Consider the following 23,490-nt stretch of genomic DNA (forward strand, 5'->3'; position numbering starts at 1 on the left):
GCGCTAGGCGGCCGCGCGCAGGCGCGCGAAGCCGTTGCGCAGGTGACGGGCCAGTTCGGTTGCGGCGCGGCCGGCGCGTTCAGCGCGAGCCGCTTGACGCCGGTGCCGCGCGACGCCCGCCCGCGCCGGCCGACCACAACGGCAAGCGAAGCGCGGTAACGAAACTCGACGCGTGCAGCATGCACAGCAGGCCGAACGCCCAGGCATAAGCGGTCCCGTGCGCGCTGCCGCCCGCTGCGTGATCGGCCTGCAGCCGCCATGCGAGAAACAGCGTGCAGAGCGTCGTAAACGTCGGGCCGCCGAGGCGCTGCACGATATTGAGCGACGTGGTCGCCATCGGCAGGTCGCGGCGTTCGACCGATGCATAAGCGGCGGTAATCGACGGTGCGCCGATCTCGCTCTGTCCCATCCCGCGCAGGAACAGCGCGGGCACCAGCACGACGGGATCGTAGCCGTGCAGCGCCAGATACGCGAACGGCAGCGTCGCGACCAGCGCGAGCAGCGCGCCGGCGGCAGCGACCCGCCGCACGCCGAAGCGGCCCGTCAGCGCGCCCATCGACGGATAGGTGACGAGCATGCCGAGGCCCATCGGCGCGAGCAGCCAGCCCATCTCGCCGGGCGAGCGGCCGCACGCCTGGATCAGGAACACCGGGATCAGCATCTGGCCGGCGAACAGCGCACCGTTCGACAGGAACTGCGTCGAGGCCGCCGCGCCGAACACCTTGCGGCGAAACAGCGCGAGATCGAGCAGCGCCCGATCGCCCTTGCGCGTTTCGACGCGCAGGAAAGTCGCCAGCAGCAGCGCCGCGCCTGCGAGCGCCGCGATGCCGGACGCCTTGTCGATGCGCTCGACGCCGTACAGGAACAGCACGAGCCCAGGCGACAACAGCGACAGCCCGATCCAGTCGAGCTCGCGCCGCTGCGTCTCTTCGCGATCGCCGGGCAGGAACCAGGCGGCCAGCGCGAGCGCCAGAACGCCGACCGGCAGGTTTACGAGAAACAGCCAGCGCCACGACGTGTGCTGGAGGATCGCGCCGGCGACGACCGGACCGAGGATCGGCGCGAGCAGCACGGGCACGGCCGCGTAGCCGATCACGCGCGCCATCTGCTGGCCCGCGACGCGCGCGATCATCATCTGCGCCATCGGCGCGAGCAGTCCGCCGCTCATGCCCTGCAACACGCGAAATGCAATCAGCGACGGCGCGGACCACGCGAGCCCGCACAGCGCGGACGTCAGCGTGAACGCGGAGAAACACCACAGGTACAGCGCCTTCGCGCCGATCCGGTCGACGAGCCAGCCGCTCAGCGGCAGCACCAGCGTGAGCGCGAGCAGGTAGCCGCTCGTCACCCACTGGATCGTCGAGAGGCTCGTGTGCAGATCCGTCGCGAGGCTCGACAGCGACACGTTGACGATCGTCGCGTCGAGCTGCGACAGCAGCGAGCCGAGCATCGCGACCGCGCTGACCTTCCAGATCGACGGGTCGAGCCGGCCCATCGCGCGGGCCGGTGCGGGTCGCGAACGTTCGTCGCTCACGCGCCGCGCCGGTCGAGCAGCGCGACGATGTCCCCCGCCGAACCCGTCTCGCCGAGGCGCGGGAACACGCGCTCGACGCTGTTCGCGTGGGCGTCCGCGTTGAGGTCGGTCATCGCATCGACGGCGAGCGTCACGTTGTAGCCGAGTTCGTGCGCGTGCCGCGCGGTCGATTCGACGCCGATGCTCGTCGCGACGCCGGCCAGCACGATCTGCGTGACGCCGGCCGCCTTCAGGTGTGCGTCGAGATCGGTGCCGGTGAATGCGCCCCAGGTCTTTTTCGTGACCAGATGGTCGCCGGGCTGCTGGCCCAGTTCGGCGATGAGTTCGGTCCAGTCGGGCGGCAGCGCGTCGAGGCGAACCGACTGCTGCGTGCGGCCCGGTGCGCCGCCCGCGACGTTGACGAGCACGACCGGCAGGTCGCGGCTGCGGAATGCGTCGAGCAGTTCGCGGGTGCGCTCGATCACGCCGCCGACCGGATGCGTGGTGGGCAGTGCGACGATGCCTTTCTGCAGGTCGATGACGACCAGCGCCGTATTCGTGTCGAGACGGGTTGCGCTCATGATGGGGACTCCATGGAAGGGACGGTGGACGGGAAGGGCGCGCGCACGGATGCGGCGGCGTTGCGGCGCGCCGGACTCACTTGTCGCCGATTCGCCGGATCAGCGGGATCGCGGCGGCGAGCGTGCGGATTTCTTCGGGATCGAGCTTCTCGATCGCGGCGCCGAGCCAGCGGTGCTTCGCGGCGCTGCGCTTGCGGCGCGCCTCGAGGCCGGCCGCGGTCAGCAGGAACAGGATCTGGCGACCGTCGGTCGGATGCGGCTCGCGCTCGACGAGACCTTCCTCTTCGAGGCTCGCGAGGATCGCCTTCATCGATTGCGGCTTCATCGACTCGGCGCGGGCGAGATCGGCGGTCGTCATCGGGCCGTTCGATTCGAGCCGCGCGAGCGCGCTCGTCTGCGACATGCCGAGCCCGTCGGACGCGACTTCGGAGCGCAGCCGGCGGATCAGTTGGCCGACGGCGAGGGCCAGGTCGGTGGCGACGGCGTCGGCGGCGAGGTTCGGTTTGCGGGCGGCGTTCATGGAGCGGATCTTAGGATAAGACAGTTAAACTTGCAAGTTTAACTGTCGAGTTGGGTGGCGGAGACGGATGCGTTTCGCCACGAAAGCATGGGGTGGACAGGCCGGCTCAGCGATTGAATCGGTCGGGGCGACGGGCGGCGGACAGACGCCGACCCGTCGACGATTGCAGCGGCAGCGGGCGGCGCGCGCGTCGCGTTCAGCAGGATTCGCTGCCGCGATCGGGCGGCGCGAGCGGCACGACCTCGCTGTTTCTCGGCGTGGCGGCTTCATGCAGCAAGTCGCCGAGATACTGCGCGAGTTCTTCGGCGGCGAGCGTGGACGGGATATGCAGGTCGGCCGGCCGCCGCTTGCCTTCGACGCCGAGATCGAACACGGCCCAGCGGTCGTTTCGGCGGACGACGGCGAGACGGCGTCCGAATGCGTTGAAGCGGTATTCGTCCGGCATCGCATTGCTCCCGAAGATGAATGTGCCGGCCGTCTGCGCGCTTACTGGATCGAGCAGGCCAGCCAGCGATGTATCTTGATCGCATCGCTCGAGACGCCGGCGCGCGTCGGTGCGCCGAGCAGCACGACGGTCGTGCGGCGACCCTTCACGCGCATGCGCATCACGACGCCGTGACCCGATTCGTTGATGAAGCCGGTTTTCTGCAGGCGGATCGGCAGGCGGCGATAGCGGACCAGCGGATCGGAATTCACATACAGCAGCTCGCCGTCGCCGGGGCGCACGGTGGTGGACGTGTCGGTCGAGAAGTAGCGGATCAGCGGATCCTGGGCGGCCGCGCCGACGAGCCGCGCGAGATCCTCGGCCGTCGACACGTTGTGCGGCGACAGCCCGGTCGGCTCCCTGAAATGCGTGTGGCGCATGCCGAGCCGGCGTGCCTCGCGATTCATCGCCTTGACGAACGCGGTGCGGCCGCCCGGATAGTCGCGGCTCAGCGCGGCGGCCGCGCGATTCTCCGACGACATCAGCGCGATATGGAACATGTCGCGGCGCGACAGTTCCGAGCCGACCTGCAGGCGCGAACCGGTGAACTTGATCGTGTCGCGATCGTGCGCGGTGACGCGCAGCACGCCGTTCAGCGGCCGATCGGCATCGCGCGCGACGACCGCCGTCATCAGTTTCGAGATCGATGCGATCGGCCGCACCGTGCGCGAGTTCCGGGCCAGCAGCGGCGTGCCGGAATCGACGTCGAGCACGTAAGTGGCGCGCGAATGGAGCGACCTGACCGCACGCGGGTTGTAGCCGCAGCTCGCGAGCAGGCGCGGTTTCGTGGCGGGATGGGGGCGGGCCGCCGTCGTGCGCTTCGCGCGACGCTGCTGCGGCGCCGGCGCCGCGTGGCGCTTGACGGCATGGTGCTTCACGCGCGGGCGGCGATGCTTGACGGCTTTTTTCTTGCGCTGGGCAGGCTTTTTCTTGACGGTTTTCTTGGCCGCCTTCGCATGCGGCTCGGCATGCGCGGCGCGCTGGGGCGGGTGGCGTTGCGCGGACGATGCATTCGTCGCGAACGCGAGCATCAGGATCGACAACGCGACGAGCAGGGTGGTCCGGGCGAGAGTCAGGCGCGCGATGAGGCCGGTCAAGCGAAAGTCTCCTTTTCACGCGCGACGAGGCAGCGTGGCATGGTTGAGCGGTCAGGGGGTGCGGAAAATTATACGGTCGATCGCGCGGCGATGACGATGGAAAGCGGGAAAAGATGCGATATTTCGCGGATTTCGGGCGTTTTTACTGTCGTGCGGATGAGGCGGGCGGCGCAATGCGGGCCAACGCCCGCGCGATGCGGAGGAGTGCGACGCGATCGCGGGGCGATCGCGCGGCCGGCTTCAGCGCGGCCAGTTCCGCCGCGACACGACCGCGAAGCTGATCGCGATCGAACCGGTGACGGGGCGTGGCGGCGCGTCGTTCATAGCGTCGATCGCGTCGCCGAAGCGGAAGCGGTGGCGGCCGTCGACACGCCCTGCGCGTTCGGTGCGGCGTTTTGGCGCAGGCGTATCGGTCGCCGCGACGGCGGCGCACGATGTCTCGGTCGGGCATTCACATACGGGATCCAGCGACATGGCGGGCGGTTCCGGAAAGGGCATGCCCGTATTGAACGTCATGCAATTCAATCAGTAAAATGAATATTTCGGTCGTTTCGATTCCCTTCGAGAATGGAACTGAAGCTGCTGAGAACGTTTCTGACCGTCACCGAGCTGTGCCATTTCAGCCGGGCGGCCGATGCGCTGCACATGAGCCAGCCGGCGCTGAGCAAGCAGATCGGCGCACTCGAAGCGAGCCTCGGCGGCAAGCTGTTCGAGCGCGGGCGGCATGGCGCGGAACTGACGCCGTTCGGCGAGCGCTTCCTGCCCGATGCGCAGGCGCTGGTGCGCGACGCGGACGAGATCCTGGCGCGCGCACGCGAAGCGACCAGCGGCCAGCGCGGGCATCTGCGGCTCGGCATCTGCCTGTCGGTGCTGACGCTGGTGCCGCGGCTCGTCGCGGAGTTTCGCCGGCTGAATCCGGGCATCGCGGTCACGCTGAGCGACCTGTCGTCCGCCGAGCAGACGCGCCGGCTGCGCGCGGGCAAGCTCGAGGCCGGTTTCCTGCGCCTGCCGTCCGACGACGGGCTGTCGTCGTTCAAGGTGATCGACGAAGGGCTGGCGCTGGCGGTGCCGCCGCATCTGGGCCTCACGCGCGTGCCGGCCGATCTCGATACGCTCAACGCGCTCGGCTTCATCGCACTGCAGCGCGCACGCGGCCCGGGCCTTGCCGCGCAGATCGACCGCTGGTGCGTCGAGCGCCGGTTCGTGCCGCACGTGACGCAGCAGGCCGAGGATGTGCAGTCGGTGCTGACCTCGGTCGCGGCCGGCGTCGGCGTCGCATTCATCCCGTCGCGTGCGCAATACCTGCTGCGCGATGCGACGGTGCTGCCGCTCGGCGGCAAGGAGGCGAAATGGCGCGTGGGGCTCGCGTGGCTGTCCGGCCGCGACGATCCGGTCACGACGCGTTTCGTGACGTTCATGCGCGCCGCGCTGAAAGCGCCAGGCAGGCGCGCGTGAACGACGCGGTATAGTGTCCGCGACCGGCGCACGGTGCGCGGTCGCATGCCGGACGATGTCCCGGTCCTGCCGAAACCCGAAGCCATGACGACTCCCGAATCCGACCAATCCCCGCTCGACCCCGCGCTCGTCGCGACGCTCGCGACCCTGAACGACGCCGCGAGCGATCCGGCCGGCAAGCCGTGGTCGCTGCCGAAGATCGCGAAGCGCGCGCAGCTGCCGATGAGCACGCTGCGCCGCGTGCTGACGCAGCTCGACGCGGCCGGCCTCACCGCGACGACATTGAACGAGGACGGCACCGGCAGCGCCGCGCTGACCGACGAAGGGTGCGCGGTGTGCGCGCAATTGTTCGGCGCGAACGACGCCCGCTGAAGGAAACGGGCCGCCGAGGCGACCCGTCGATGCTTCGATGCGCGATGCCGGCGCGTCACTGTTGCGCGGTGACGGCCGTCATCGCCAGAGGCTCAGAACCACTGCCGGTAGCGGCGCACGTAGATCGTCTTGACGATCTGCGCGAGCAGGATGTAGCCGACCATCGTCGCGCCGAGCCACAGCCAGTAGCTGCCCGGCAGGTGCATGAAGCCGAGCGCGTCCGCGAACGGCGAGAACGGCAGCCAGCAGCCGATCGCGATCGCCGTGAACGTCGACAGCAGCACCGGCAGCGACGCCGTGCTCTGCAGGAACGGGATCTTCTGCGTGCGCAGCAGGTGCACGACGAGCGTCTGCGACACGAGGCTCTCGATGAACCAGCCCGAATTCATCACGATCTGGCCGCCCGAGCCGCCGTGCAGGTGATACAGCGCGCCCGCGCCGAACGCCGACCACATCAGCAGGTACGTCGTGATGTCGAAGACCGACGACGTCGGCCCGACCCACAGCATGAAGCGGCCGATGTTGCCGGCTTCCCACTTGCGCGGCTGCTTCAGGAACTCGGGGTCCATCCGGTCCCACGGCAGCAGCATCTGCGACGTGTCGTAGATCAGGTTCAAGACCAGCAGCTGCGTCGCGAGCATCGGCTCCCACGGCAGGAACGCGCTGGCGACCAGCACCGAGAACACGTTGCCGAAGTTCGAGCTCGCGGTCATGTTCAGGTACTTGAGGATGTTGCCGAACGTCTCGCGGCCCTTGATCACGCCTTCCTCGAGCACCATCAGGCTCTTTTCGAGCAGGATGATGTCGGCGGTTTCCTTGGCGATGTCGGCGCCGCTGTCGACCGAGATGCCGACGTCGGCGTCGCGCAGCGCGGGCGCGTCGTTGATGCCGTCGCCGAGGAAGCCGACCGTGTGGCCGTTCGCCTGCAGCGCCTTGACGATGCGCGCCTTCTGCAGCGGCGTGAGCTTCGCGAACACGGTCGTGCGCTCGACGACCCGCGCGAGCGTTGCGTCGTCGAGCGCCTCGATTTCCGTGCCGAGCATCGGCTTGCCCGGTTCGAGGCCGACCTGGCGGCAGACCTTGATCGTGACGGTCGGGTTGTCGCCCGTCAGCACCTTCACCGCGACACCGTTCTCGCGCAGCGCGGCGAGCGCCGGCGCGGCCGATTCCTTCGGCGGATCGAGGAAGGTCAGGAAGCCGCGCACGACGAGGTCGCGCTCGTCGGCGGTGCGGTACTGCTCGCGTTCGTCGCCGCGCGCGATCGTGCGCGTCGCGAGCACGAGCACGCGGAAGCCGTCCTCGTTGTACGCGTTCGCCTGTTCGAGCAGCCGTTTGCGCGCGACGAAGTCGAGCGGGCGCACGCCGTCCTCGTCCTGCACGTGCGTGGACACCGCCAGCATTTCCTCGACCGCGCCCTTGCAGATCAGCAGGTGCGCGCCGCGCGCATCCTCGACGACGACCGACAGGCGGCGCCGCACGAAGTCGAACGGCAGTTCGTCGATCTTTCGGTAGCCGTGCGGCTTCGCGCGCTCGCCGATCTCGTCGGCGCGCGCGACGATCGCGATGTCGATCAGGTTCTTCTGGCCGCTCTGGTGGAAGCTGTTCAGCCAGCCGAGGCGCATGATCTCCTCGTTCCGGTGGCCGGACAGGTCGAGATGGTGTTCGAGGATGATCCGGTCCTGCGTCAGCGTGCCGGTCTTGTCGGTGCACAGCACGTCCATCGCGCCGAAGTTCTGCACCGAGTTCAGCCGCTTGACGACGACCTTGCGGCGCGCCATCGCGACCGCGCCGCGCGCGAGGTTCGCGCTGACGATCATCGGCAGCATCTCGGGCGTGAGGCCGACGGCCACCGCGAGCGCGAACGTGAGCGCACTCAGCCAGTCGCCCTTGGTCAGCCCGTTGATCAGGAACACGACCGGCACCATCACGAACATGAACCGGATCAGCAGCCAGCTCACGCTCGACACGCCGCGATCGAAACTCGTCTCGATGCGCTTGTGGCTCACGACGTTGCGCGCGAGCGAGCCGAAGTAGGTGTCCTCGCCCGTCGCGACGACGACGGCCGTCGCGGTGCCGCTGACGACGTTGGTGCCCATGAAGCACACGTTCTCGAGATCGAGCAGCGAAGCCGATGCGTCGTTCGCCGCGCCGGCCGCGCGCGTGCTCGCGGATTTGCCGGCGACCGCGCCGAGCGTGTCGTACTTCTCGACGGGCAGCGCTTCGCCGGTCAGCACGGCCTGGCTGATGAACAGGTCGCGCGACGACAGCAGGCGCACGTCGGCGGGGATCATGTCGCCGGCCGACAGATGCACGATGTCGCCGGCCACGACCTCGCGCATCGGCACCTCGCGGCGCGCCGGCTCGGCCGTGTCGGTCACCGCGCGCTGCACGGTGGCCGTGGTGCGGACCATCGCCTTCAGCTTCTCGGCCGCGCGCAGCGAGCGGAATTCCTGCACGAAGCGCAGCAGTGCGCTGATCGTGACCATCGTCAGCAGGATCGTCATGCCGACGTAGTCGCGATCGTCGGGCGCTGCAAAGTAGACGTCGGTGCAGAAGCTGATCGCGGCCAGCACCAGCAGCACGTAGACGAACGGGTTGTGGAACGACATCAGCAGCTGGCGCGACCAGTGCGGCGGCTTGTCGTGTGCGATCTCGTTCGGGCCGTCGCGCAGCAGGCGGTCGGCGGCCTGCTCGCAGGTGAGGCCGCGCGTGCTGGTGTGCAGCGATTTCAGCGTGTCGTCGAGCGGGCGGGCGGCTTCCTGGGCGGCGCGCATCAGGCGCGGTTCGTGCTGCTGCCCGGCGCCGGTCTTGATGAAGCCGCGCTGTTTCTTGTGCGAAGTATTTCGTTGTGTCATGGGTCGCTCCTGGCGCGCGAGTCGGCGGGCGGGAGCGGCCGCGACGCTATCGACGCATGCGCGCATCCCGCCGCGTCGCGTCGCGCGCGATCGGCTGTGGATCGGTGAAGTTGGGCGGGCTCGCCGGCGCGCGCCGTGCGGTCGGGCGATCGATGCGCAGCGTCGCACCGGCGAGCGGTAATCGACTACTGTCGTCTGGGTTCATCGGTACTCCTGTCGGTTGCGGGTCGACGGCGCGGGCAGACGGCGCGCGCAACGCGGCGCGCGGCCGGACGGCACGCGAACGGAACATGCACGCAGCCAGCGCTGCGCGCAGCACGAACGCACGCGCACGAAGGCCATCGCGTGTCGTTCGGCAATATCGAAAATTCGGCGGGAATCCGGCCTGTTCAGGCCGAAAGGACGCCGCATCCTGCTTCCCGGGATGCGGCAGAAGACGAGGCTCTGCGCGTTTTCCTCAGGCAGCAGTCAAGTTGGTCGAGCACCAACTACAACTCGCATCGGTGTTCACAGAACACTCCAGATAATCAGACGGGGGCGATGGTAAGGGCTCGTCGTGCGAAGCGTCAAGCCTTTTGTCGGTGCGGCTTCGCTTGATGCGCCCGGCGTGGTGCCGAGCCGCCGCGCGCACGCCGGTCGACGTACGCGCGGCAGTACTTACTGCGCTTCGCGTTACTGCGACGCCGACGCGACCGCCGAACCGGCGTCGAGGATGCCCGAGCCTGCCGGCAGTGCGGTGCATGCGGTGCCGGCCGCCAGTTTCGCCGCGCGCGTGCCGCCTTGCAGCTTCTGCTGGATTTGCGCAGGCGTGAGGTTGCCGTTCATCGCGAGCATCAGCGCGACGACACCCGACACCTGCGGCGTCGCGAAGCTCGTGCCGTTGTCGGTGTCGTAGGTGTCGGCGCCGGGCGTCGTCGTGCCCGCGTTCGACGTCGACAGGATGTTGACGCCCGGCGCGCTGAGCGACACGTCGGTGCCGAAGTTGCTGAACGATGCGCGCCGGCCGGTCGCGTCGGTGGCGCCGACGCTGATCACGCCGCGGCAGTTCGCGGGCTGGTCCTGTCCGGTCGACAGGCCGTCGTTGCCGGCCGCGACGACCACGGTCACGCCCTTCGCGGTTACGTCGTCGATCGCCTGCTGGAACGTCGTGCTGCATGCGCCGACGCCGCCGAGACTCAGGTTGATGACCTTCGCGGGCGTCGGATTGTTCGGCACGCCGTTCACGGGAATGCCGGCCGCCCAGCGCATCGCGTCGGCGATGTCGCTGGTGGTGCCGCCGCACTTGCCGAGCACGCGCACCGGCAGGATCCGGCCGAGCCACGACACGCCGGCGATGCCGGTGCCGTTGTTGGCGTTGGCGCCGACCACGCCCATCACGCGCGTGCCGTGCCAGGTGCTGGCATTCGGCTCGGCCGCGCAGTGATAGAACGGTCCGCTCGGATTGTCGATTTCCTGCTGCGTGACCCAGTCGCCCGGGTCGGTCGCGTCGGGGCCGCGCGTCAGGCTGTTGTTGCTGGTACTCGCGCTGGAGATGAAGCTGTAGCCCGGCAGCAGGTTGGCCCTGAGGTCGGCGTGCGGGCGATAGCCGGTGTCGAGCACGGCCGTGACGACGGCCGGCGAACCCTTGGTGAGGTTCCATGCGGGCGGCATGTCGATGCCGGCGGTCGGGTCGAACAGATACCACTGCTGGCTGTAGTCGGGATCGCTCGGCGTGTCGCGCACCTTCATCGGATGATCCGGTTCCGCGTAGTCGACGTCGGCGTCGGCCGCGAATGCCTGCGCGAGCGCGGTCGCGTCGGTGGCCGCGATGCGCTGGCCGAGCGACAGCACGGCCGCGCCGTTCGAGACGGTGCGCTCGACCTGCACGTTCAGCGCCGCGGGCGCGACGCCGCTCGCGTATGCGCGCGCGGTCGCGGTCGGCGCGCTCCAGCGCGTCATCGAGCGCTGGATCACCGCGTCGAATCGCGATGCGGTGTCGACGGCCGCCATCGCGTGCGTGGCGGTCGACGTCTTCAGCCTGACGATCAGGTGATCGATCGGCGGTTCGGTCGGCGCGACGGTCTGCGCAGCCATCTGCACGGCCGCCTGCTGTGTCGCGCACGCATTGCTGCTCGACGAGGCGGGCGGTGTCGTCGGGGTCGTCGGCGCCGGCGACGGCGTCGGCGCGGGAGAGGCGTTGGACGAAGACGGGCTGCTGCCGTCGCCGCCTCCGCCGCCGCAGCCGGCGAGCGGCAGCAGGACGGCGGCGGACAGCACGCCGGCGAGCATGTGCGCATGGCGGGCGCGGGCCGAGGCGAAGTTGAAACGTTTGGCGCTCATGGTGGAGTTCAATCCTCGTAGATAGTCGTCGTGCCGGCGGAGGCGCGGGGCCGGCCGAGACCGGCCCCGGTCGTTTTTGTCTGACGGTAGCGGCGCGCTTGCTGCGACGCGCCATGCTGTGGGTAACGGCCGCCGCGACGCCTTCTTGAGGGGATCGACGGAGAAATAAACCGGGTCGCGCAAACGATTACGCCGCCGCGATGCAGCATGAACGCGCGTATGGAACGACTGGCACAGACGGGCGCCTGCGGGCGCATGCGGCCCGTCGGGCGAGACGCGCGGCGCGCAGGCGTTTTCGCGGTACGGAAAAGCGCGGCGCGCGGGCGAGGGGGGGGGGAAGGTTCCTTACGCTTTCCCTGATGCGACGCGAATTTTGTCGGGCGTAGGATCGCGATTCGATCAACGTTTCTTCAGGAGAAAAGCATGGATCGCCGCATTCGTTGGCTGGCAGTCGCGCTGTCCTGCGCGCTGGCGGGCGCCGCGCACGCGCAGGCGCTCACCGGCACGCTGAAGAAGATCAAGGACACGGGCGTCGTGTCGCTGGGCATCCGCGAATCGTCGGTGCCGTTCTCGTATTCGGACAATCAGCAGAAGAACATCGGCTATTCGCGCGACATCGCGGCGCGCATCATCGAGCAGCTGAAGACCGAACTGAACCTGCCGGGCCTCGCGGTGAAGGAGATTCCGATCACGTCGCAGAACCGGATCCCGCTGCTGCAGAACGGCACGATCGACTTCGAATGCGGATCGACGACCAACACGCTCGAACGGCAGAAACAGGCGGCGTTCTCGAACAGCATCTTCCTCTATGGCATTCGTTTCAGCACACGCAAGGATTCGGGCGTGAAGGACTTCGCGGATCTCGCGGGCAAGACCGTCGCGACGACGGCCGGCACGTCGGACGAGCGCCTGCTGCGCAAGCTGAACGAGGAGAAGGGAATGAACATGACGATCATCAGCGCGAAGGACCATGCCGAAGCGTTCATGAACGTCACGACGGGACGCGCGGTCGCGTTCGTGATGGACGAGCCGCTGCTGTACGGCGAGATCGCGAAGGACCGCAATCCGGGCGCCTACACGGTGACGGGCACGCCGCTCGTGCACGAAAACTATGCATGCATGATGCGCAGGGACGATCCGGCGTTCAAGCACGTCGTCGACGGCGTGATCGCGAAGATGCAGACCTCGGGCGACGCGGAGAAGCTGTACGACCGCTGGTTCATGCAGCCGATTCCGCCGAAGGGTGTGAGCCTCAACTATCCGCTGTCGCCGGAGATGAAGCAGCTGTTCAGGAATCCGACCGACCAGGCGCAGTACTGACGAAAACCGCCACTCGCCGTCTGTCCCTTCGCACTGGCCACATCGCGCCGTTGGACGGCGTACCCGCACCGCATCGGCGATCCACCCGGATCGCCGTTTTTTTTGTTCCCCGAAAACCGCGTCCCGCATGCGATCGCGCCCAGCCCTTCACGTAAATTCCCGCGTAAACCCGGATTCAGATTTCAATTTGAACTGGTCAGAATCGGCCGAAATTGTTCAACAATTTTCGGTCGAAAATCTCGCGAAGCCGCATGCAGCGGCGCGCGGGAGCCGTTGCGGGTTTTCCGCGCGAGTGCCGAAAAACCTCAGGAGCCACGCCATGTCCGGTCAGTCTTCGCTTCGACGTTTCATCCGCGGCGCGCTCGTGCCGCTGGCTTGTGCATGCTCGCTCGCGTCTGCTGCGCCGTTGCAGACGGTGAAGCCGGGCACGCTGCTGATCGGCTCCGATCTCACCTATCCGCCCTATGCGTATCTCGACGGCGGCAAGCCGGCCGGCTTCGACGCCGAGTTCTCGCGCATGCTGGCGAGCCACCTGAAGCTCGACCCGGTGTTTCTCGACACGCGCTTCCCCGACCTGATCCTCGGGATGAAGGCGCGCCGCTTCGACGTCGTCGCCTCGGCGCTGTATGTGACGCCCGACCGCGTGAAGCAGGTCGACTTCGTGCCGTACCTGAAGACGGGCGCGTCGCTGCTGGTCGCGAAGGGCAGCGCGTATTGGCCGAAAGCGCCGCAGGACCTGTGCGGCAAGCGGGTCGGCACGATCAAGGGCGCATCGTGGACGCCGAAGCTGCGCGCGGTGTCGGACGGCGCGTGCAAGGCGGCCGGGCGCGGCGAAATCGCGATCCTCGAGTTCCCGACCTCGCCGGAAGCGACGTCCGCACTGATGTCGAAGGCGGTCGACGTGCAGATCGAGGACGCGGCCGTCGCGCAGGGCATTCCGAAGCAGACGAACGGACGCATCGAGCTCAGCTCGACCGCGCTGCTGTATCCGATCGTGATCGGGCTGGGCGTGACCAAGGGCGATGGCGGATTGCAGCACGCGCTGGAAGGCGCGCTCGACGATGCGAAGCGCAGCGGCGAGTACGGCAGCCTCGTGAAGAAATACGGATTGCAGGAACCGACGCAGGCCGACGTCGCGACAGCACTCGGTACTGCGAAGTAATCGCGACGACGTGACGACTGCACCGCGCCGATGCGCGGGTTAGCCCGATGCGCGCCGCGCGGCCGCTTCATCATTCCGGTTGAGGAGTCTTCGATGCAGTTCGACTGGCACTACGCGTTGCAGCTGTTGTGGGACAAGGATTTCTGGCGCGCCTGCGTCGTCGTGGTCAAGCTCAGCGTGTCCGCGTGGCTGCTTGGCGTGCTGCTCGGCTTTCCGGTCGCGCTGGCGAGGCAGTCGCATCACGCGGCGCTGAAACGGGTCGCGGCCGTGTACATCTGGTTCTTTCGCAGCCTGCCGCTGCTCGTGCTGCTCGTGTTCATCTACAACCTGCCGCAGGTGTTTCCGGCGACCAGCGCGGTGCTGTCCGACCCGTTCACGGCCGGCCTGATCGCGATGGTACTGAGCGAGACCGCGTATTTCGCGGAGATCCATCGCGGCGGGATCCTGTCGGTGCCGCGCGGTCAGCTCGAGGCCGGCCGCGCGCTCGGCATCCGCTTCACCGGGATCCAGCGGATGATCGTGATGCCGCAGGCGATCCGCATCGCGCTGCCGGCGCTCGCGAACGAGTTCATCACGATCGTGAAGCTGACCTCGCTGGTGTCGGTGATCTCGCTCGCCGAGATCCTGCTCGTCGGACAGCGGCTGTACACGCAGAATTTCCTCGTGTTCGAAACGATGCTGGCCGTCGCGTTCTATTACGTGCTGATCGTCACGGTGTTCAGCCGCCTGCTCGCCTATCTCGAACGGCATCTCGACGTCAGCCGCCGCACGCCGGCGCAGGCCGGGCCCGCGAGCGTCACGCTGCCGCAGTCGGCGCCGGCTGTCGCGCCGCGCCCGCGCGCGAACGCCGAGTTCGCACTGCGGATCAAGGGCGTGCAGCAGCGCTACGGCCGTCACGAAGTGCTGAAGGACATCCATCTCGACGTCGCGCCCGGCCAGGTCGTGTCGATCATCGGCCCGTCGGGTTCGGGCAAGACCTCGCTGATCCGCACCATCAACGGGCTCGCGCCGGTGAACGCGGGCGAGATCGACCTGTACGGCGCGCCGTTCATTCGCGCGGCGGGCTCGCATCCGCCGCGCGTGCCGCACGATCGCATTCTCGACATCGGCATGGTGTTCCAGAGCTTCAACCTGTTCCCGCATCGCACCGCGCTGCAGAACGTGATGATGGCGCCGTGCTATCACCGGCAGGCCGATACCGACGCGATCCGGCTGCAGGCGCTGGCGCTGCTGTCGAAGGTCGGAATGCTCGAGCATGCGAACAAGTATCCGCATCAGTTGTCGGGCGGCCAGCAGCAGCGCGTCGCGATCGCGCGTGCGCTGGCCACGCGGCCGTCGATCATGCTGTTCGACGAACCGACGTCGGCGCTGGATCCGGAGCTCGTCGGCGAAGTGCTGAAGGTGGTCGAGACGTTGGCGAAGGAGGGCATGACGATGATCATCGTCACGCACGAGATGAACTTCGCGTTCAAGGTGTCGGACCGGATCGTCTTCATGGAAAACGGCCGGATCCTCTACGACGTGCCGCCCGAGCGGATTCGCGGCAGCGCCGACGCGCGCGTGAAGGATTTCCTGCGCCATGTTCACTTCGCATGATGCGCGACGGGGAGGACGAATGAACGCGACCGCTTGCTCGCCGCGCGAGATGGACGAACACGCCTGCATCGACCGGGTGCGGGCTTGTCTCGCGCGCGCCGATGCGCATCCCGACGACATCGGTCTCGCATGGCCCGCGCGCCGCGACGCGGCGGCGCTGGCCGACGCGCGCGCATGGGATGCCGCGACGGGCCGCCCGGCACCGCTCGCAGGCCTCGCGCTGACGGTCAAGGCCTGCTTCGACTGCGAGGGCTGGGTCACGCATGCCGGCTCGCGCGTGCTGGCCGATGCGCCGCCCGCGTCGGCCGATGCAGCGCTGGTGGCGGCGCTGCGCCGTGCGGGAGCGGTGCTGGTCGCGCAGACCGCGATGACCGAGTTCGCGTACGGCGCGCTCGGCGTAAACCGGGCATACGGCACGCCCGCGACGCCGCTCGATGCGCGGCGCGAGCGCGTGGCCGGCGGATCGAGTTCGGGCGCGGCGGTATCGGTGGCGCTCGGCGCGGCCGACCTGTCGCTCGGCTCGGATACGAGCGGGTCGGCGCGCATTCCGGCGGCGTTCTGCGGCGTGGCCGGTTTCAAGCCGTCGCGCGGACGCTATGCGGATGCCGGCATGCGTTTCCTGTCGACCAGCTTCGACGTGCCCGGCCTGCTGGCCGCGACCGCCGGTCTGTGCCGGCGGGTCGACGCGGCGCTGCACGGCCGAACGGAGCGCCGGCCGGCGCCGGCTGTCGTGAGGGACCTGCATTTCATCGTTCCCGAGCGATTCGCGACCGACGACGTCGATCCCGAGGTCGCGCAGGCGTTCGACGCGTGGCTGTCGCGGCTGTCCGCGCACGGCGCACGAATCGAGCGCAAGCGGCTCGACTGCGCGGCCGAGGCCGGCGCGGCGGCGCGCGCGGGCGGCATCATCGCGGCCGAGGCGTTCATGCTGCATCGCGCGCGGCTCGCAACGGACGCGGATCGCTACGATCCGCTCGTCGGCCCGCGCATCGCGGCGGGCGAGCAGGTGCGCGCGCACGACTACGCGGCGGCCTTGCTGCGGCTGAATGAGCTGGCCCGCGCGTACGACGCGGCGCTCGGCGACGCGGACGCGGTGCTGACGCCGACGGTGCCGATGCTGCCGCCGCGCATCGCCGACCTCGCCGACGAAGCCGTGTATCTCGCGCAGAACGCGCGCGCGTTCCGGTTGACCGAATTCGCGAACCGGCTCGACCTGCCGAGCATCAGCGTGCCGGCCGAGCGGCGGCGCAAGCGGCCGATCGGCCTGTTGATGACGGGGCGGCGCGGCGACGACACGCGGCTGCTCGATGCGGCGGTGCTGGTCGAGCATGTGTTCGCCGATGCCGAATGATCCGCTTTCCGGCGGCAAGGACGGCCTTGCCATTTCTCATCTTCATTGCTCAGAGGTACTCATGATTGTCGTAAGATCGGCCGATATCGCCCATACCGAACGCCACGCGCACGGTCCCGGCTGGGACAGCAAGCGGATGATCGTCAAGCAGGACGGCGTCGGCTACTCGGTTCACGAGACGCGCGTGCATGAAGGCGCGGAACTGCATCTGCACTACAAGAACCATTTCGAGACCAACTACTGCGTCGCGGGCGAAGGGGAAGTCGTCGACACGGCGACCGGCACCGTGCATCGCATCGCGCCCGGCACGATCTACGCGCTGAACCTGAACGATCCGCATATCCTGCGCGCGACGCGCGGCGACCTGCATCTCGTCTGCGTGTTCAACCCGCCGCTGACCGGGCGCGAGACGCACCGCGAGGACGGCAGCTATGCGCTGCCGGCCGGCGAGGAGAGCTGAAGAACGGCGAGCCTCGGCCCGCGCGCCGCGCCCGTGCGGCATGCGGGCACCCGCCGACGCGGCGCTCAGGCTGCGTCGCGCTGGCTGCGCCTGATCGCTTCGACGAGCATCCGCTCGGAATCGTCGAGATAGCGCGCGAGCGTGGTGACGGCCTCGCTGCGGCGGTTTTGCGTGAGCAGGTCGTAGATCTGGTATTCGCGCTGGATCCAGTCGGGCGTCTGCACGCGTTTCTCGTCGGGATCGGACGCGAACACGAGACGCAGCTGCGCGGAGATCGTACGGAAGAATTCGTCGAGCAGCGCGGACTTCTGCAGCGCGACGATATGCTGGTGAAAGCGCAGGCTGTGCGTGCCGACCGCCTGCCAGTTTTCCTTCGCGAGTTCGCGCTCGGCCGCGCGGATCGCCGCCTGCATTTTCTCGAGCAGCGGCGGTTGCGCGAGTTCGGCCGTATTCAGCGCATGCAGTTCGAGCGTGCGGCGCGCGACATAAAGATCGCGTACATCCTGGCGATTGAGCGTGCGCACGACGACGCCCTTGTGCCGCACGAACGTGACGAGCCCTTCGCGGCCGAGCTGATGCAGGACTTCGCGAAGCGAGTTGCGTGACGTGTCGTATTCGGCTGCGAGGTCCATTTCGATCAGCGCGGTGCCGGGCGGCAGCTTGCCGCTGATGATGTGCTCGCGCAGTTGATGGCTGATCCGGTCGGCGACCGATTGTCCTCTCGCTTTTTCGCTTGCCATGCTGTTCGTTCGCTCCTGTCCTGATCGTGCGCCGCCGGCGTGGCCGGCCGGCGGCGTTGCGTCATTCTACGGGCTTTGTCACGCGTTCCCGTCGTGCTGCCAGTCGGCGCGCGGCGGCTGCATCCCGTGCTGGCCGCGATACGGCGCGACGGGCGGCGACGACCAGCCTTCGAGCAGCGTCGCATCGAGCGCGTAGATCTCGACGCCGAGCGGCCGGCACACGTCGATCGGATCGCGCGCGTCGGGGCCCCACATCGGCACCGACAGGTCGCCGCCCGGGCACGTCGACATCGCGCACAGCAGGTCGATTTCCGCGAAGAACTCGAGATAGTCGCCGGGTTTCGCGGGGCAGGCCTTCATGAAGTACTTGTCGTCGTCGTTCAGGCCCGTGCACTGGAACACGTTGAGCACGTCGTGCACGTCGAATTCGGTCAGCCCGTACGGCGCGACCGCGCGCACCAGGTTCGAATGGCAGTGGAAGTGGAAATCCTCGCCGGTCAGCAGCTTGTTCACGTACGGATCGCAGCGCGTGCCGAGCAGGTCGTGCACGCGGCCGCCGTCGCTGTCGACGCCGTAGTCGGCCAGCGTGTCGTCGGTGATCGTCGCCATCGGGCGCAGATACGGCAGCGTCGACCACAGGCGGTCGAAGGTCGTCACGTGCGCGGCCTGCAGCTGGCGCGTGCGCGACGCCCACATGCGCTCGCGCGGATTGTGCAGGTTCCACATGTTGAAGTCGGCGACCTGCGGACCTTCCAGCGTGACGATGCGAAACACGTGGCCGGCCGGCACCGTCCACGCGAACCCACTGCGGATCGGCACGACATGCGACTCGATGCGCCGGCGCGCGTCCTGGCGCTGCGCGATTGCGGAATAAAAGGACTTGTCGACGTTCAGGACGGAGCCTTTGGTGACCTGGTAGGCGGCGGGATAGTTCGACATGGCACGGTGCTCTCGGACGGGGTTGGGAGATGCGGATATCCGGCCGAACTCCTTTGTGGTGGCCGGTCAGGCGTCAATTTCGATGTTTGATTGTTCAACAATCTGTTGGCGCTGCGGGGAGTATAGGGCGAAGCCGGGGAGGCGTGTCAATGGGTGGAAAGTACGGAGGGGAGCGCGCGCGACGCGCCATAAAAAAACCGCCGGCATGTGCCGGCGGTTGCGATGCGAGCCTCGCGGCCCGGGCGACGCGAAACGCGTCAGGCCTTGATTTCCGGCCCGCGTGCGGCCGGTACGGCCGGTGCGTTCGGTACGGCAGGGGCGGCCGATCGTGCTGCCGGCCGGGCCGGCACGATCACGACGACCGGTTCGGGCATGACCCACGCCGGCATCGCGAACCCGACCGGCTGCGGCATCGGCATCGCGAACGCGTTGGCGAGCGCGATGTGCTGTAGCGCCATCATCTGCTGCTGCATGGCGATCATCTGCGCCTGGGCGGCCTGCATCTGATACCGGGCCGCCTGCATCTGCCGCATCGCGGCCTCCGGCGGCATGCCGCCCGACGACGTGGCGGTCTGCATCTCGAAGCTCGCGCCGCCGTGCGGGCTGCGCCAGCTCCACGTGCTGACCTTCATCGGGCCGACGGCGGTCTGCACCGTGCGTGTCTCGGCTTTCACGGGCACGGCCTGCCCGTTGACATTGACGAACATCGGCTGTGCGGCGGGGGCGGCGTCGGCCTGCCCGGCTATCGCGAACACCGGCATCAGCGCCAGTGCGCCCGCCGCCATGGACGAACGGAATCGCATCTTGGTATCTCCATCAAACGATACTGATCGAATCGACATTGAAGCCATCGTGCGGCTCACGGAATGAGCCACTGGCGACTATGCAGCGGCAGGCTTAAAGCAGGATTAAAAACGGCGGCTGGCCGCACCGCTTCGCAGGCGCGCTGCGCCGCCGGCTGCAATCGGCACTCAACCTCGTCCACGCCAGGGTAAATCGCGTCGAACCGCGCAACAACAGGCACAATACGCCATTCGACGCGTTGCGCACGCGCGTTCGCCATTCGAACAGCGCGCGGTCGCGACGTCGCCTGCCTTTTTCCCGGTCGTCATGAATCCCACATCCACTTCCGCGCGCGGGTCGAACTCGCCGCGCTTCCTGCTGTTCCTGATCTGCCTGTTCGCGTCCGCCGGTCAGCTCGCGATCGACATCTACGTGCCGGCGCTGCCCGACATGGCGCGTTCGTTCGCGACGACGCCGCAGGCGATCCAGTCGAGCGTGTCGGGCTACATGGCGGCCTACGCGCTCGGCCAGCTGATCTTCGGTCCGATCGCCGACGCGTACGGACGCAAGCGCGTGCTCGCGTTCGGCCTCGTGATCTACACGATCGGTTGCCTGCTGTCGCTCGGCGCGCCGAACCTCGAGACCTTCGTGCTTGCGCGTGCGCTGCAGGGCTTCGGCATCGCGACCACCAACCTGCTGGCGAAGGCGATCATCACCGATTCGTTCTCCGGGCAGGCGCTGATGCATGCGTTCACCTACATGTCGATCGCGTGGGGCCTTGCGCCGATCGTCGCGCCGGTGATCGGCGCGCATCTGCAGACCTGGTTCGGCTGGCGCTCCTGCCTCGTGTTCCTGCTCGTGTATTCGCTGGCGATGTGGGCGCTGCTATGGCATTACAAGGAGACGCTGCGCCAGCCCGTGCATCTCGAACCGCGCACGCTGATGGCGAATGCGGGCAAGGTGCTGTCGAGCCCGGTGTTCCAGAGCTGCTTCCTCGCGCAGGGGCTGTGCTACAGCATCCTGCTGGTGTTCAACATCGTCGGGCCGTTCATGGTGCAGAACACGCTGCACCGGCCGCCGACCTTCTTCGGCTATCTCGCGCTCGGGATCGGGCTGATGTATTTCCTCGGCGGCCTGTCGAACCGGATCCACGGGCCGCGGCTGCCGAGCGCCGAACAGCGGCTGCGCATCGGCGCGCGCGTGATGGCGGGCGCATCGCTCGCGATGCTGGTGCTCGGGCTGACGGTCGGCCTGCGCGTATGGACGCTCGCGACGCCGGTGCTCGTGATGGGCTTCTGCGCCGGCGCGATGTATCCGACGCTGATGGCGAAGGGCAATTCGCTGTTTCCGCATATCGCGGGCCTGACGAGCGCGATCCTCGGATGTGCGCTGCTGCTCGTGTCGTCGGCGATGATGGGGCTCGCGGGGTTCGTGTCGGTGCAGGTGCTGACGCCGCTCGCGGTGTTCTTCGTCGCGCTGTCGCTGGTCGTCGTGTGGATGGTGACCAAGCTGCTGCGTTATCTGACGCAGCAGCAGGCGGCGAGCGTTGTGTGCGGGAGTGGGGAGGTGGCGTAGGGGCGGGCGGCCAGCCGGCCGCCTCACAACGGCTGCGCCGCCCCCGCCTGCGTCAATAGCGAAACGGCCGCCGCATCCGGCATCCCGTTCGCATCGATCGCGCCGGCTTTCGCGAGTGCGTCGAGATCGGCGTCGACGCCCGGTTGCCCGACCGTAAACGGCGTCGTCAAGAACGCCGGCGTCGCCAACGCGACCGAATAACGTTGCTGGAGATTCGTCACGACGGCCGATTGCGCGGCCTGCACGATACCCGGATCGTTCATTGCGCGCTGGAAACGCGCGCTACCCTGGAAGTTGCCGATCAGCCCGGCGGTATTCGTACCGAGCCGCGCCGCGAGATAGACGAGCATCAGCTCGGTCTCGGGTGTCGTGTTGAAGGTGCCGCCCGCGTAGGCCAGCGAGTGCAGGCTCGTGCCGCCCGACGTCACGGTCAGCACGCAGGGCAGCGCCGCATTGACCGTCACGCGATAGTTGCCGCCGCCGTCCGTCAGCGTGGTGGCGGAGCCCTGCGCGCAACTGACCGTCACCGACGCGCTCGCCAGCGCGGTGCCGGTGGCGGCCGTGCCCGACAGCGCGACGGTTTGCGTGTTGTCGTTGAAGCAGACGTCGACGCCGAAACACGCGTCGCCGTTGCAGGCCTGCAGCGCGGCAAGCGCGGCGACGCAGGCCGTGCGCAGCGCGGGACGAATGAAGCGCGCAGAGGGAATGTTCATGGTCGCCTGCGATCGGGACAAACTCGCCCGTATTGTCGATCGAATCGATCGCGCTCACAACGGGATCGCTTTTGCCGGGCGTGATACGCCGGACTCGCGACGGCGAACCTTTCGATTTGCTTGGCAATTGGTTATGCTGCGGAACGACTAAAAAACGACGAGAGAACGCGCCATGCCCGACGAGGGCGGCGCGCCGTTTCCGACATGAACCAGAAACAACTGACGGGCCAACCCCGCGCGATGAGCGACGACGGCCAGCCGGCATCGACGGCACGCACCATCCGCAACGACATGCGGTTCATCCGCGCGACGCGCGCGACCGGCCTGGCGAAATGGATCGCCTCCGTGCTCGCGGGCGTGACGTTGTGCTACGGCGCGGCATGCGCGGCGTCGCCCGCCGAAGACAGTGCCGCCACTGCACCGGCAGCCAGCACCGCGTTCACCACGACATCGTCGGCGTGTACGCACGTGGCCGCCGCGAGCGCCTATCCCGTTGCCGCCAAGCCGGAAGCGCCGCCGCCGCTGAAAGGGCGCGTGACGGACACGACCGGCGTGCTCGGCGCCGCGTGCGCGTCCGAACTGACTGCACGTCTGGCCGATCTCGAAAGCCGGCTCGGCGTGCAGATGGCGATCCTGCTGGTCGGCTCGACCGGCCATTCGACGATCGAACAATTCGCGACCGACGTGTTCGACGCATGGCAGCTCGGCCGGAAGAAGGTCGACAACGGTCTGCTGCTCGTCGCCGCGCTCAACGACCGCAGCGTGCGGATCGAGGTCGGCTACGGGCTCGAAGGGGCGATACCGGACATCGTCGCGGGACGCATCATCCGCGAGCGTATCGTGCCGGCGTTTCGGGCGCAGCGCATCGAAGCCGGCGTGAGCGACGCGGTCGATGCGCTCGCTCGCGAGCTGACGCCGCCGCAGACGGCCGCAGCGGACAGCACGATGCCGGAGGCGCAGCCGCGCGGGCGCGATGACATCGCGGAACAGGAAACGGCGCAGTCCGCCCCGCAGGCGGTCGACGCGCTGCGGCGCGACAACGGCCTGCCCGAACGGAAATCCCCCGATACCGGCAGCGTGCGGTTCTGGTTCCTGCTCGGACTCGCGAACGTCGCGCTTGGCGTCGTCGGTGCCTGGCGCGGGTTGCGTCGACGGATGGTGCTTCCGGCCGGCTACCTCGTTGCGGTGATCGTGCCGGGCGTGATGCTGCCGATCGGCGAGATCTTCAACGGCAGTCTCGAGGCGATCCTGGGCGCGGCGCTGTTCGTCCCGACGGCGGCCGGCGCGGCCACCAGCCTGCTGGGCATGGAACTGGTCCGATCCGCGCGCGTGCGCAAATGCACGGCGATCGTCGGCGGCGTGCTGTTCATGGTGATCGCGATCGGGCGCCAGATGGACTATTCGATCAAGGAGATCCTGTCCGGGATCTTCAGCGTGCTGTTCGTGTTTGCGGCGATCTGGGCGAAGCTGACCGGCGGCGGTTCCTCGTCCTCGTCGTCCCGCTCGCGATCTTCGTCGAGTTCGGACTCGAATTTTCGCGGCGGCGGCGGCTCCAGTGGCGGCGGCGGTGCGTCGGGCCGCTGGTAGACGCGCCACGCCGCACGCGCGACCGTTTCTTTTTACCCTTCGCTCCGTCCGGAGCATTCAACCGGAAA

At 68.2% G+C, this 23,490-nt stretch carries 20 protein-coding genes; 9 read left to right on the top strand and 11 right to left on the bottom strand.

The genetic code is table 11. From position 1 onward, the window contains the following. Positions 1-79 precede the first annotated feature (79 nt). The 5 genes from WS57_RS05230 to WS57_RS05250 all read right to left on the bottom strand — a co-directional run bounded on the left by WS57_RS05230 (position 80) and on the right by WS57_RS05250 (position 4,195). Complete coding sequence (locus WS57_RS05230; protein ID WP_069243835.1) at positions 80-1,534, bottom strand: DHA2 family efflux MFS transporter permease subunit; 1,455 nt, start codon at positions 1,532-1,534, stop codon at positions 80-82. Continuing rightward, complete coding sequence (locus tag WS57_RS05235; protein ID WP_009695420.1) at positions 1,531-2,094, bottom strand: isochorismatase family protein; 564 nt, start codon at positions 2,092-2,094, stop codon at positions 1,531-1,533. Before WS57_RS05235 ends, WS57_RS05230 begins: the two co-directional genes overlap by 4 nt. A 76-nt stretch (positions 2,095-2,170) precedes the next feature. Then, complete coding sequence (locus WS57_RS05240; protein WP_009695421.1) at positions 2,171-2,614, bottom strand: MarR family winged helix-turn-helix transcriptional regulator; 444 nt, start codon at positions 2,612-2,614, stop codon at positions 2,171-2,173. A gap of 196 nt (positions 2,615-2,810) precedes the next feature. Next, the gene (locus WS57_RS05245; protein WP_009695422.1) at positions 2,811-3,059 is read right to left on the bottom strand and encodes a DUF7661 family protein; all 249 of its coding nucleotides are present in this window, start codon (positions 3,057-3,059) and stop codon (positions 2,811-2,813) included. Positions 3,060-3,100: 41 nt separating this feature from the next. Continuing rightward, positions 3,101-4,195 (bottom strand): serine hydrolase, encoded by a 1,095-nt coding sequence (locus WS57_RS05250; RefSeq protein ID WP_069243836.1) that lies wholly within the window; start codon positions 4,193-4,195, stop codon positions 3,101-3,103. Positions 4,196-4,762: 567 nt separating this feature from the next. Between WS57_RS05250 and WS57_RS05260 the strand changes: the two genes are divergently transcribed. After that, positions 4,763-5,650 (top strand): LysR family transcriptional regulator, encoded by an 888-nt coding sequence (locus WS57_RS05260; protein WP_009695426.1) that lies wholly within the window; start codon positions 4,763-4,765, stop codon positions 5,648-5,650. An 84-nt stretch (positions 5,651-5,734) separates the two neighbouring features. Beyond that, positions 5,735-6,022 (top strand): transcriptional regulator, encoded by a 288-nt coding sequence (locus WS57_RS05265; protein WP_409070471.1) that lies wholly within the window; start codon positions 5,735-5,737, stop codon positions 6,020-6,022. A 92-nt stretch (positions 6,023-6,114) separates the two neighbouring features. Here WS57_RS05265 and mgtA read toward each other — a convergent pair whose 3' ends face one another. Continuing rightward, complete coding sequence (mgtA, locus tag WS57_RS05270) at positions 6,115-8,877, bottom strand: magnesium-translocating P-type ATPase (protein WP_069243837.1); 2,763 nt, start codon at positions 8,875-8,877, stop codon at positions 6,115-6,117. Between the two features lie 672 nt (positions 8,878-9,549). Further along, the gene (locus WS57_RS05275) at positions 9,550-11,196 is read right to left on the bottom strand and encodes a S8 family peptidase (RefSeq protein ID WP_059517375.1); all 1,647 of its coding nucleotides are present in this window, start codon (positions 11,194-11,196) and stop codon (positions 9,550-9,552) included. 423 nt (positions 11,197-11,619) lie between these two features. On the opposite strand from WS57_RS05275, the gene WS57_RS05280 reads away from it, so the two are divergent. The 5 genes from WS57_RS05280 (at position 11,620) to WS57_RS05300 (ending at position 17,085) form a co-directional block, all read left to right on the top strand. Next, positions 11,620-12,516: a glutamate/aspartate ABC transporter substrate-binding protein gene (locus tag WS57_RS05280; RefSeq protein WP_009691406.1), complete on the top strand. Its 897-nt coding sequence runs from the start codon at positions 11,620-11,622 to the stop codon at positions 12,514-12,516. 319 nt (positions 12,517-12,835) lie between these two features. After that, positions 12,836-13,678, top strand: a complete 843-nt coding sequence (locus tag WS57_RS05285) for an ABC transporter substrate-binding protein (protein ID WP_069243838.1) — start codon at positions 12,836-12,838, stop codon at positions 13,676-13,678. A 93-nt stretch (positions 13,679-13,771) separates the two neighbouring features. Then, complete coding sequence (locus WS57_RS05290) at positions 13,772-15,274, top strand: amino acid ABC transporter permease/ATP-binding protein (RefSeq protein WP_009690323.1); 1,503 nt, start codon at positions 13,772-13,774, stop codon at positions 15,272-15,274. Positions 15,275-15,293: 19 nt separating this feature from the next. Continuing rightward, complete coding sequence (locus tag WS57_RS05295; protein WP_069243839.1) at positions 15,294-16,625, top strand: amidase family protein; 1,332 nt, start codon at positions 15,294-15,296, stop codon at positions 16,623-16,625. 61 nt (positions 16,626-16,686) lie between these two features. Continuing rightward, a complete protein-coding gene (locus WS57_RS05300; protein ID WP_009691950.1) occupies positions 16,687-17,085 on the top strand; it encodes an ectoine synthase in 399 nt (132 codons plus the stop codon). 65 nt (positions 17,086-17,150) lie between these two features. On the opposite strand, the gene WS57_RS05305 is transcribed toward WS57_RS05300, so the two are convergent. The 3 genes from WS57_RS05305 to WS57_RS05315 all read right to left on the bottom strand — a co-directional run bounded on the left by WS57_RS05305 (position 17,151) and on the right by WS57_RS05315 (position 19,567). Further along, the gene (locus WS57_RS05305) at positions 17,151-17,825 is read right to left on the bottom strand and encodes a GntR family transcriptional regulator (protein ID WP_040131611.1); all 675 of its coding nucleotides are present in this window, start codon (positions 17,823-17,825) and stop codon (positions 17,151-17,153) included. 78 nt (positions 17,826-17,903) lie between these two features. After that, on the bottom strand, positions 17,904-18,764 hold the full coding sequence (locus WS57_RS05310; RefSeq protein ID WP_059480148.1) for an urea carboxylase-associated family protein: 861 nt from the start codon (positions 18,762-18,764) through the stop codon (positions 17,904-17,906). Positions 18,765-19,021: 257 nt separating this feature from the next. Beyond that, positions 19,022-19,567: a hypothetical protein gene (locus WS57_RS05315; RefSeq protein ID WP_040131613.1), complete on the bottom strand. Its 546-nt coding sequence runs from the start codon at positions 19,565-19,567 to the stop codon at positions 19,022-19,024. A 307-nt stretch (positions 19,568-19,874) separates the two neighbouring features. Between WS57_RS05315 and WS57_RS05320 the strand changes: the two genes are divergently transcribed. Beyond that, positions 19,875-21,122 carry a multidrug effflux MFS transporter gene (locus WS57_RS05320; RefSeq protein WP_069243840.1) on the top strand — a complete coding sequence of 416 codons (1,248 nt, stop codon included), beginning with the start codon at positions 19,875-19,877 and terminating at the stop codon, positions 21,120-21,122. Between the two features lie 23 nt (positions 21,123-21,145). Here WS57_RS05320 and WS57_RS05325 read toward each other — a convergent pair whose 3' ends face one another. Continuing rightward, positions 21,146-21,835, bottom strand: a complete 690-nt coding sequence (locus WS57_RS05325; RefSeq protein WP_059517365.1) for a hypothetical protein — start codon at positions 21,833-21,835, stop codon at positions 21,146-21,148. A gap of 120 nt (positions 21,836-21,955) precedes the next feature. On the opposite strand from WS57_RS05325, the gene WS57_RS37815 reads away from it, so the two are divergent. Then, entirely contained in the window at positions 21,956-23,422 is a 1,467-nt protein-coding gene (locus WS57_RS37815) for a TPM domain-containing protein (protein WP_236871904.1), read from the top strand. Positions 23,423-23,490: the final 68 nt, after the last annotated feature.

This window comes from Burkholderia pseudomultivorans, assembly GCF_001718415.1.
GTDB lineage: Bacteria > Pseudomonadota > Gammaproteobacteria > Burkholderiales > Burkholderiaceae > Burkholderia > Burkholderia pseudomultivorans_A.

Excerpts from the sequence above, each read along its gene's own strand:
- WS57_RS05235 (WP_009695420.1), bottom strand. The coding sequence starts at position 2,094 with ATGAGCGCAACCCGTCTCGACACGAATACGGCGCTGGTCGTCATCGAC.
- WS57_RS05240 (WP_009695421.1), bottom strand. The coding sequence starts at position 2,614 with ATGAACGCCGCCCGCAAACCGAACCTCGCCGCCGACGCCGTCGCCACC.
- WS57_RS05245 (WP_009695422.1), bottom strand. The coding sequence starts at position 3,059 with ATGCCGGACGAATACCGCTTCAACGCATTCGGACGCCGTCTCGCCGTC.
- WS57_RS05260 (WP_009695426.1), top strand. The coding sequence starts at position 4,763 with ATGGAACTGAAGCTGCTGAGAACGTTTCTGACCGTCACCGAGCTGTGC.
- WS57_RS05265 (WP_409070471.1), top strand. The coding sequence starts at position 5,735 with ATGACGACTCCCGAATCCGACCAATCCCCGCTCGACCCCGCGCTCGTC.
- mgtA (WP_069243837.1), bottom strand. The coding sequence starts at position 8,877 with ATGACACAACGAAATACTTCGCACAAGAAACAGCGCGGCTTCATCAAG.
- WS57_RS05275 (WP_059517375.1), bottom strand. The coding sequence starts at position 11,196 with ATGAGCGCCAAACGTTTCAACTTCGCCTCGGCCCGCGCCCGCCATGCG.
- WS57_RS05280 (WP_009691406.1), top strand. The coding sequence starts at position 11,620 with ATGGATCGCCGCATTCGTTGGCTGGCAGTCGCGCTGTCCTGCGCGCTG.
- WS57_RS05285 (WP_069243838.1), top strand. The coding sequence starts at position 12,836 with ATGTCCGGTCAGTCTTCGCTTCGACGTTTCATCCGCGGCGCGCTCGTG.
- WS57_RS05290 (WP_009690323.1), top strand. The coding sequence starts at position 13,772 with ATGCAGTTCGACTGGCACTACGCGTTGCAGCTGTTGTGGGACAAGGAT.
- WS57_RS05295 (WP_069243839.1), top strand. The coding sequence starts at position 15,294 with ATGAACGCGACCGCTTGCTCGCCGCGCGAGATGGACGAACACGCCTGC.
- WS57_RS05300 (WP_009691950.1), top strand. The coding sequence starts at position 16,687 with ATGATTGTCGTAAGATCGGCCGATATCGCCCATACCGAACGCCACGCG.
- WS57_RS05305 (WP_040131611.1), bottom strand. The coding sequence starts at position 17,825 with ATGGCAAGCGAAAAAGCGAGAGGACAATCGGTCGCCGACCGGATCAGC.
- WS57_RS05310 (WP_059480148.1), bottom strand. The coding sequence starts at position 18,764 with ATGTCGAACTATCCCGCCGCCTACCAGGTCACCAAAGGCTCCGTCCTG.
- WS57_RS05315 (WP_040131613.1), bottom strand. The coding sequence starts at position 19,567 with ATGCGATTCCGTTCGTCCATGGCGGCGGGCGCACTGGCGCTGATGCCG.
- WS57_RS05320 (WP_069243840.1), top strand. The coding sequence starts at position 19,875 with ATGAATCCCACATCCACTTCCGCGCGCGGGTCGAACTCGCCGCGCTTC.
- WS57_RS05325 (WP_059517365.1), bottom strand. The coding sequence starts at position 21,835 with ATGAACATTCCCTCTGCGCGCTTCATTCGTCCCGCGCTGCGCACGGCC.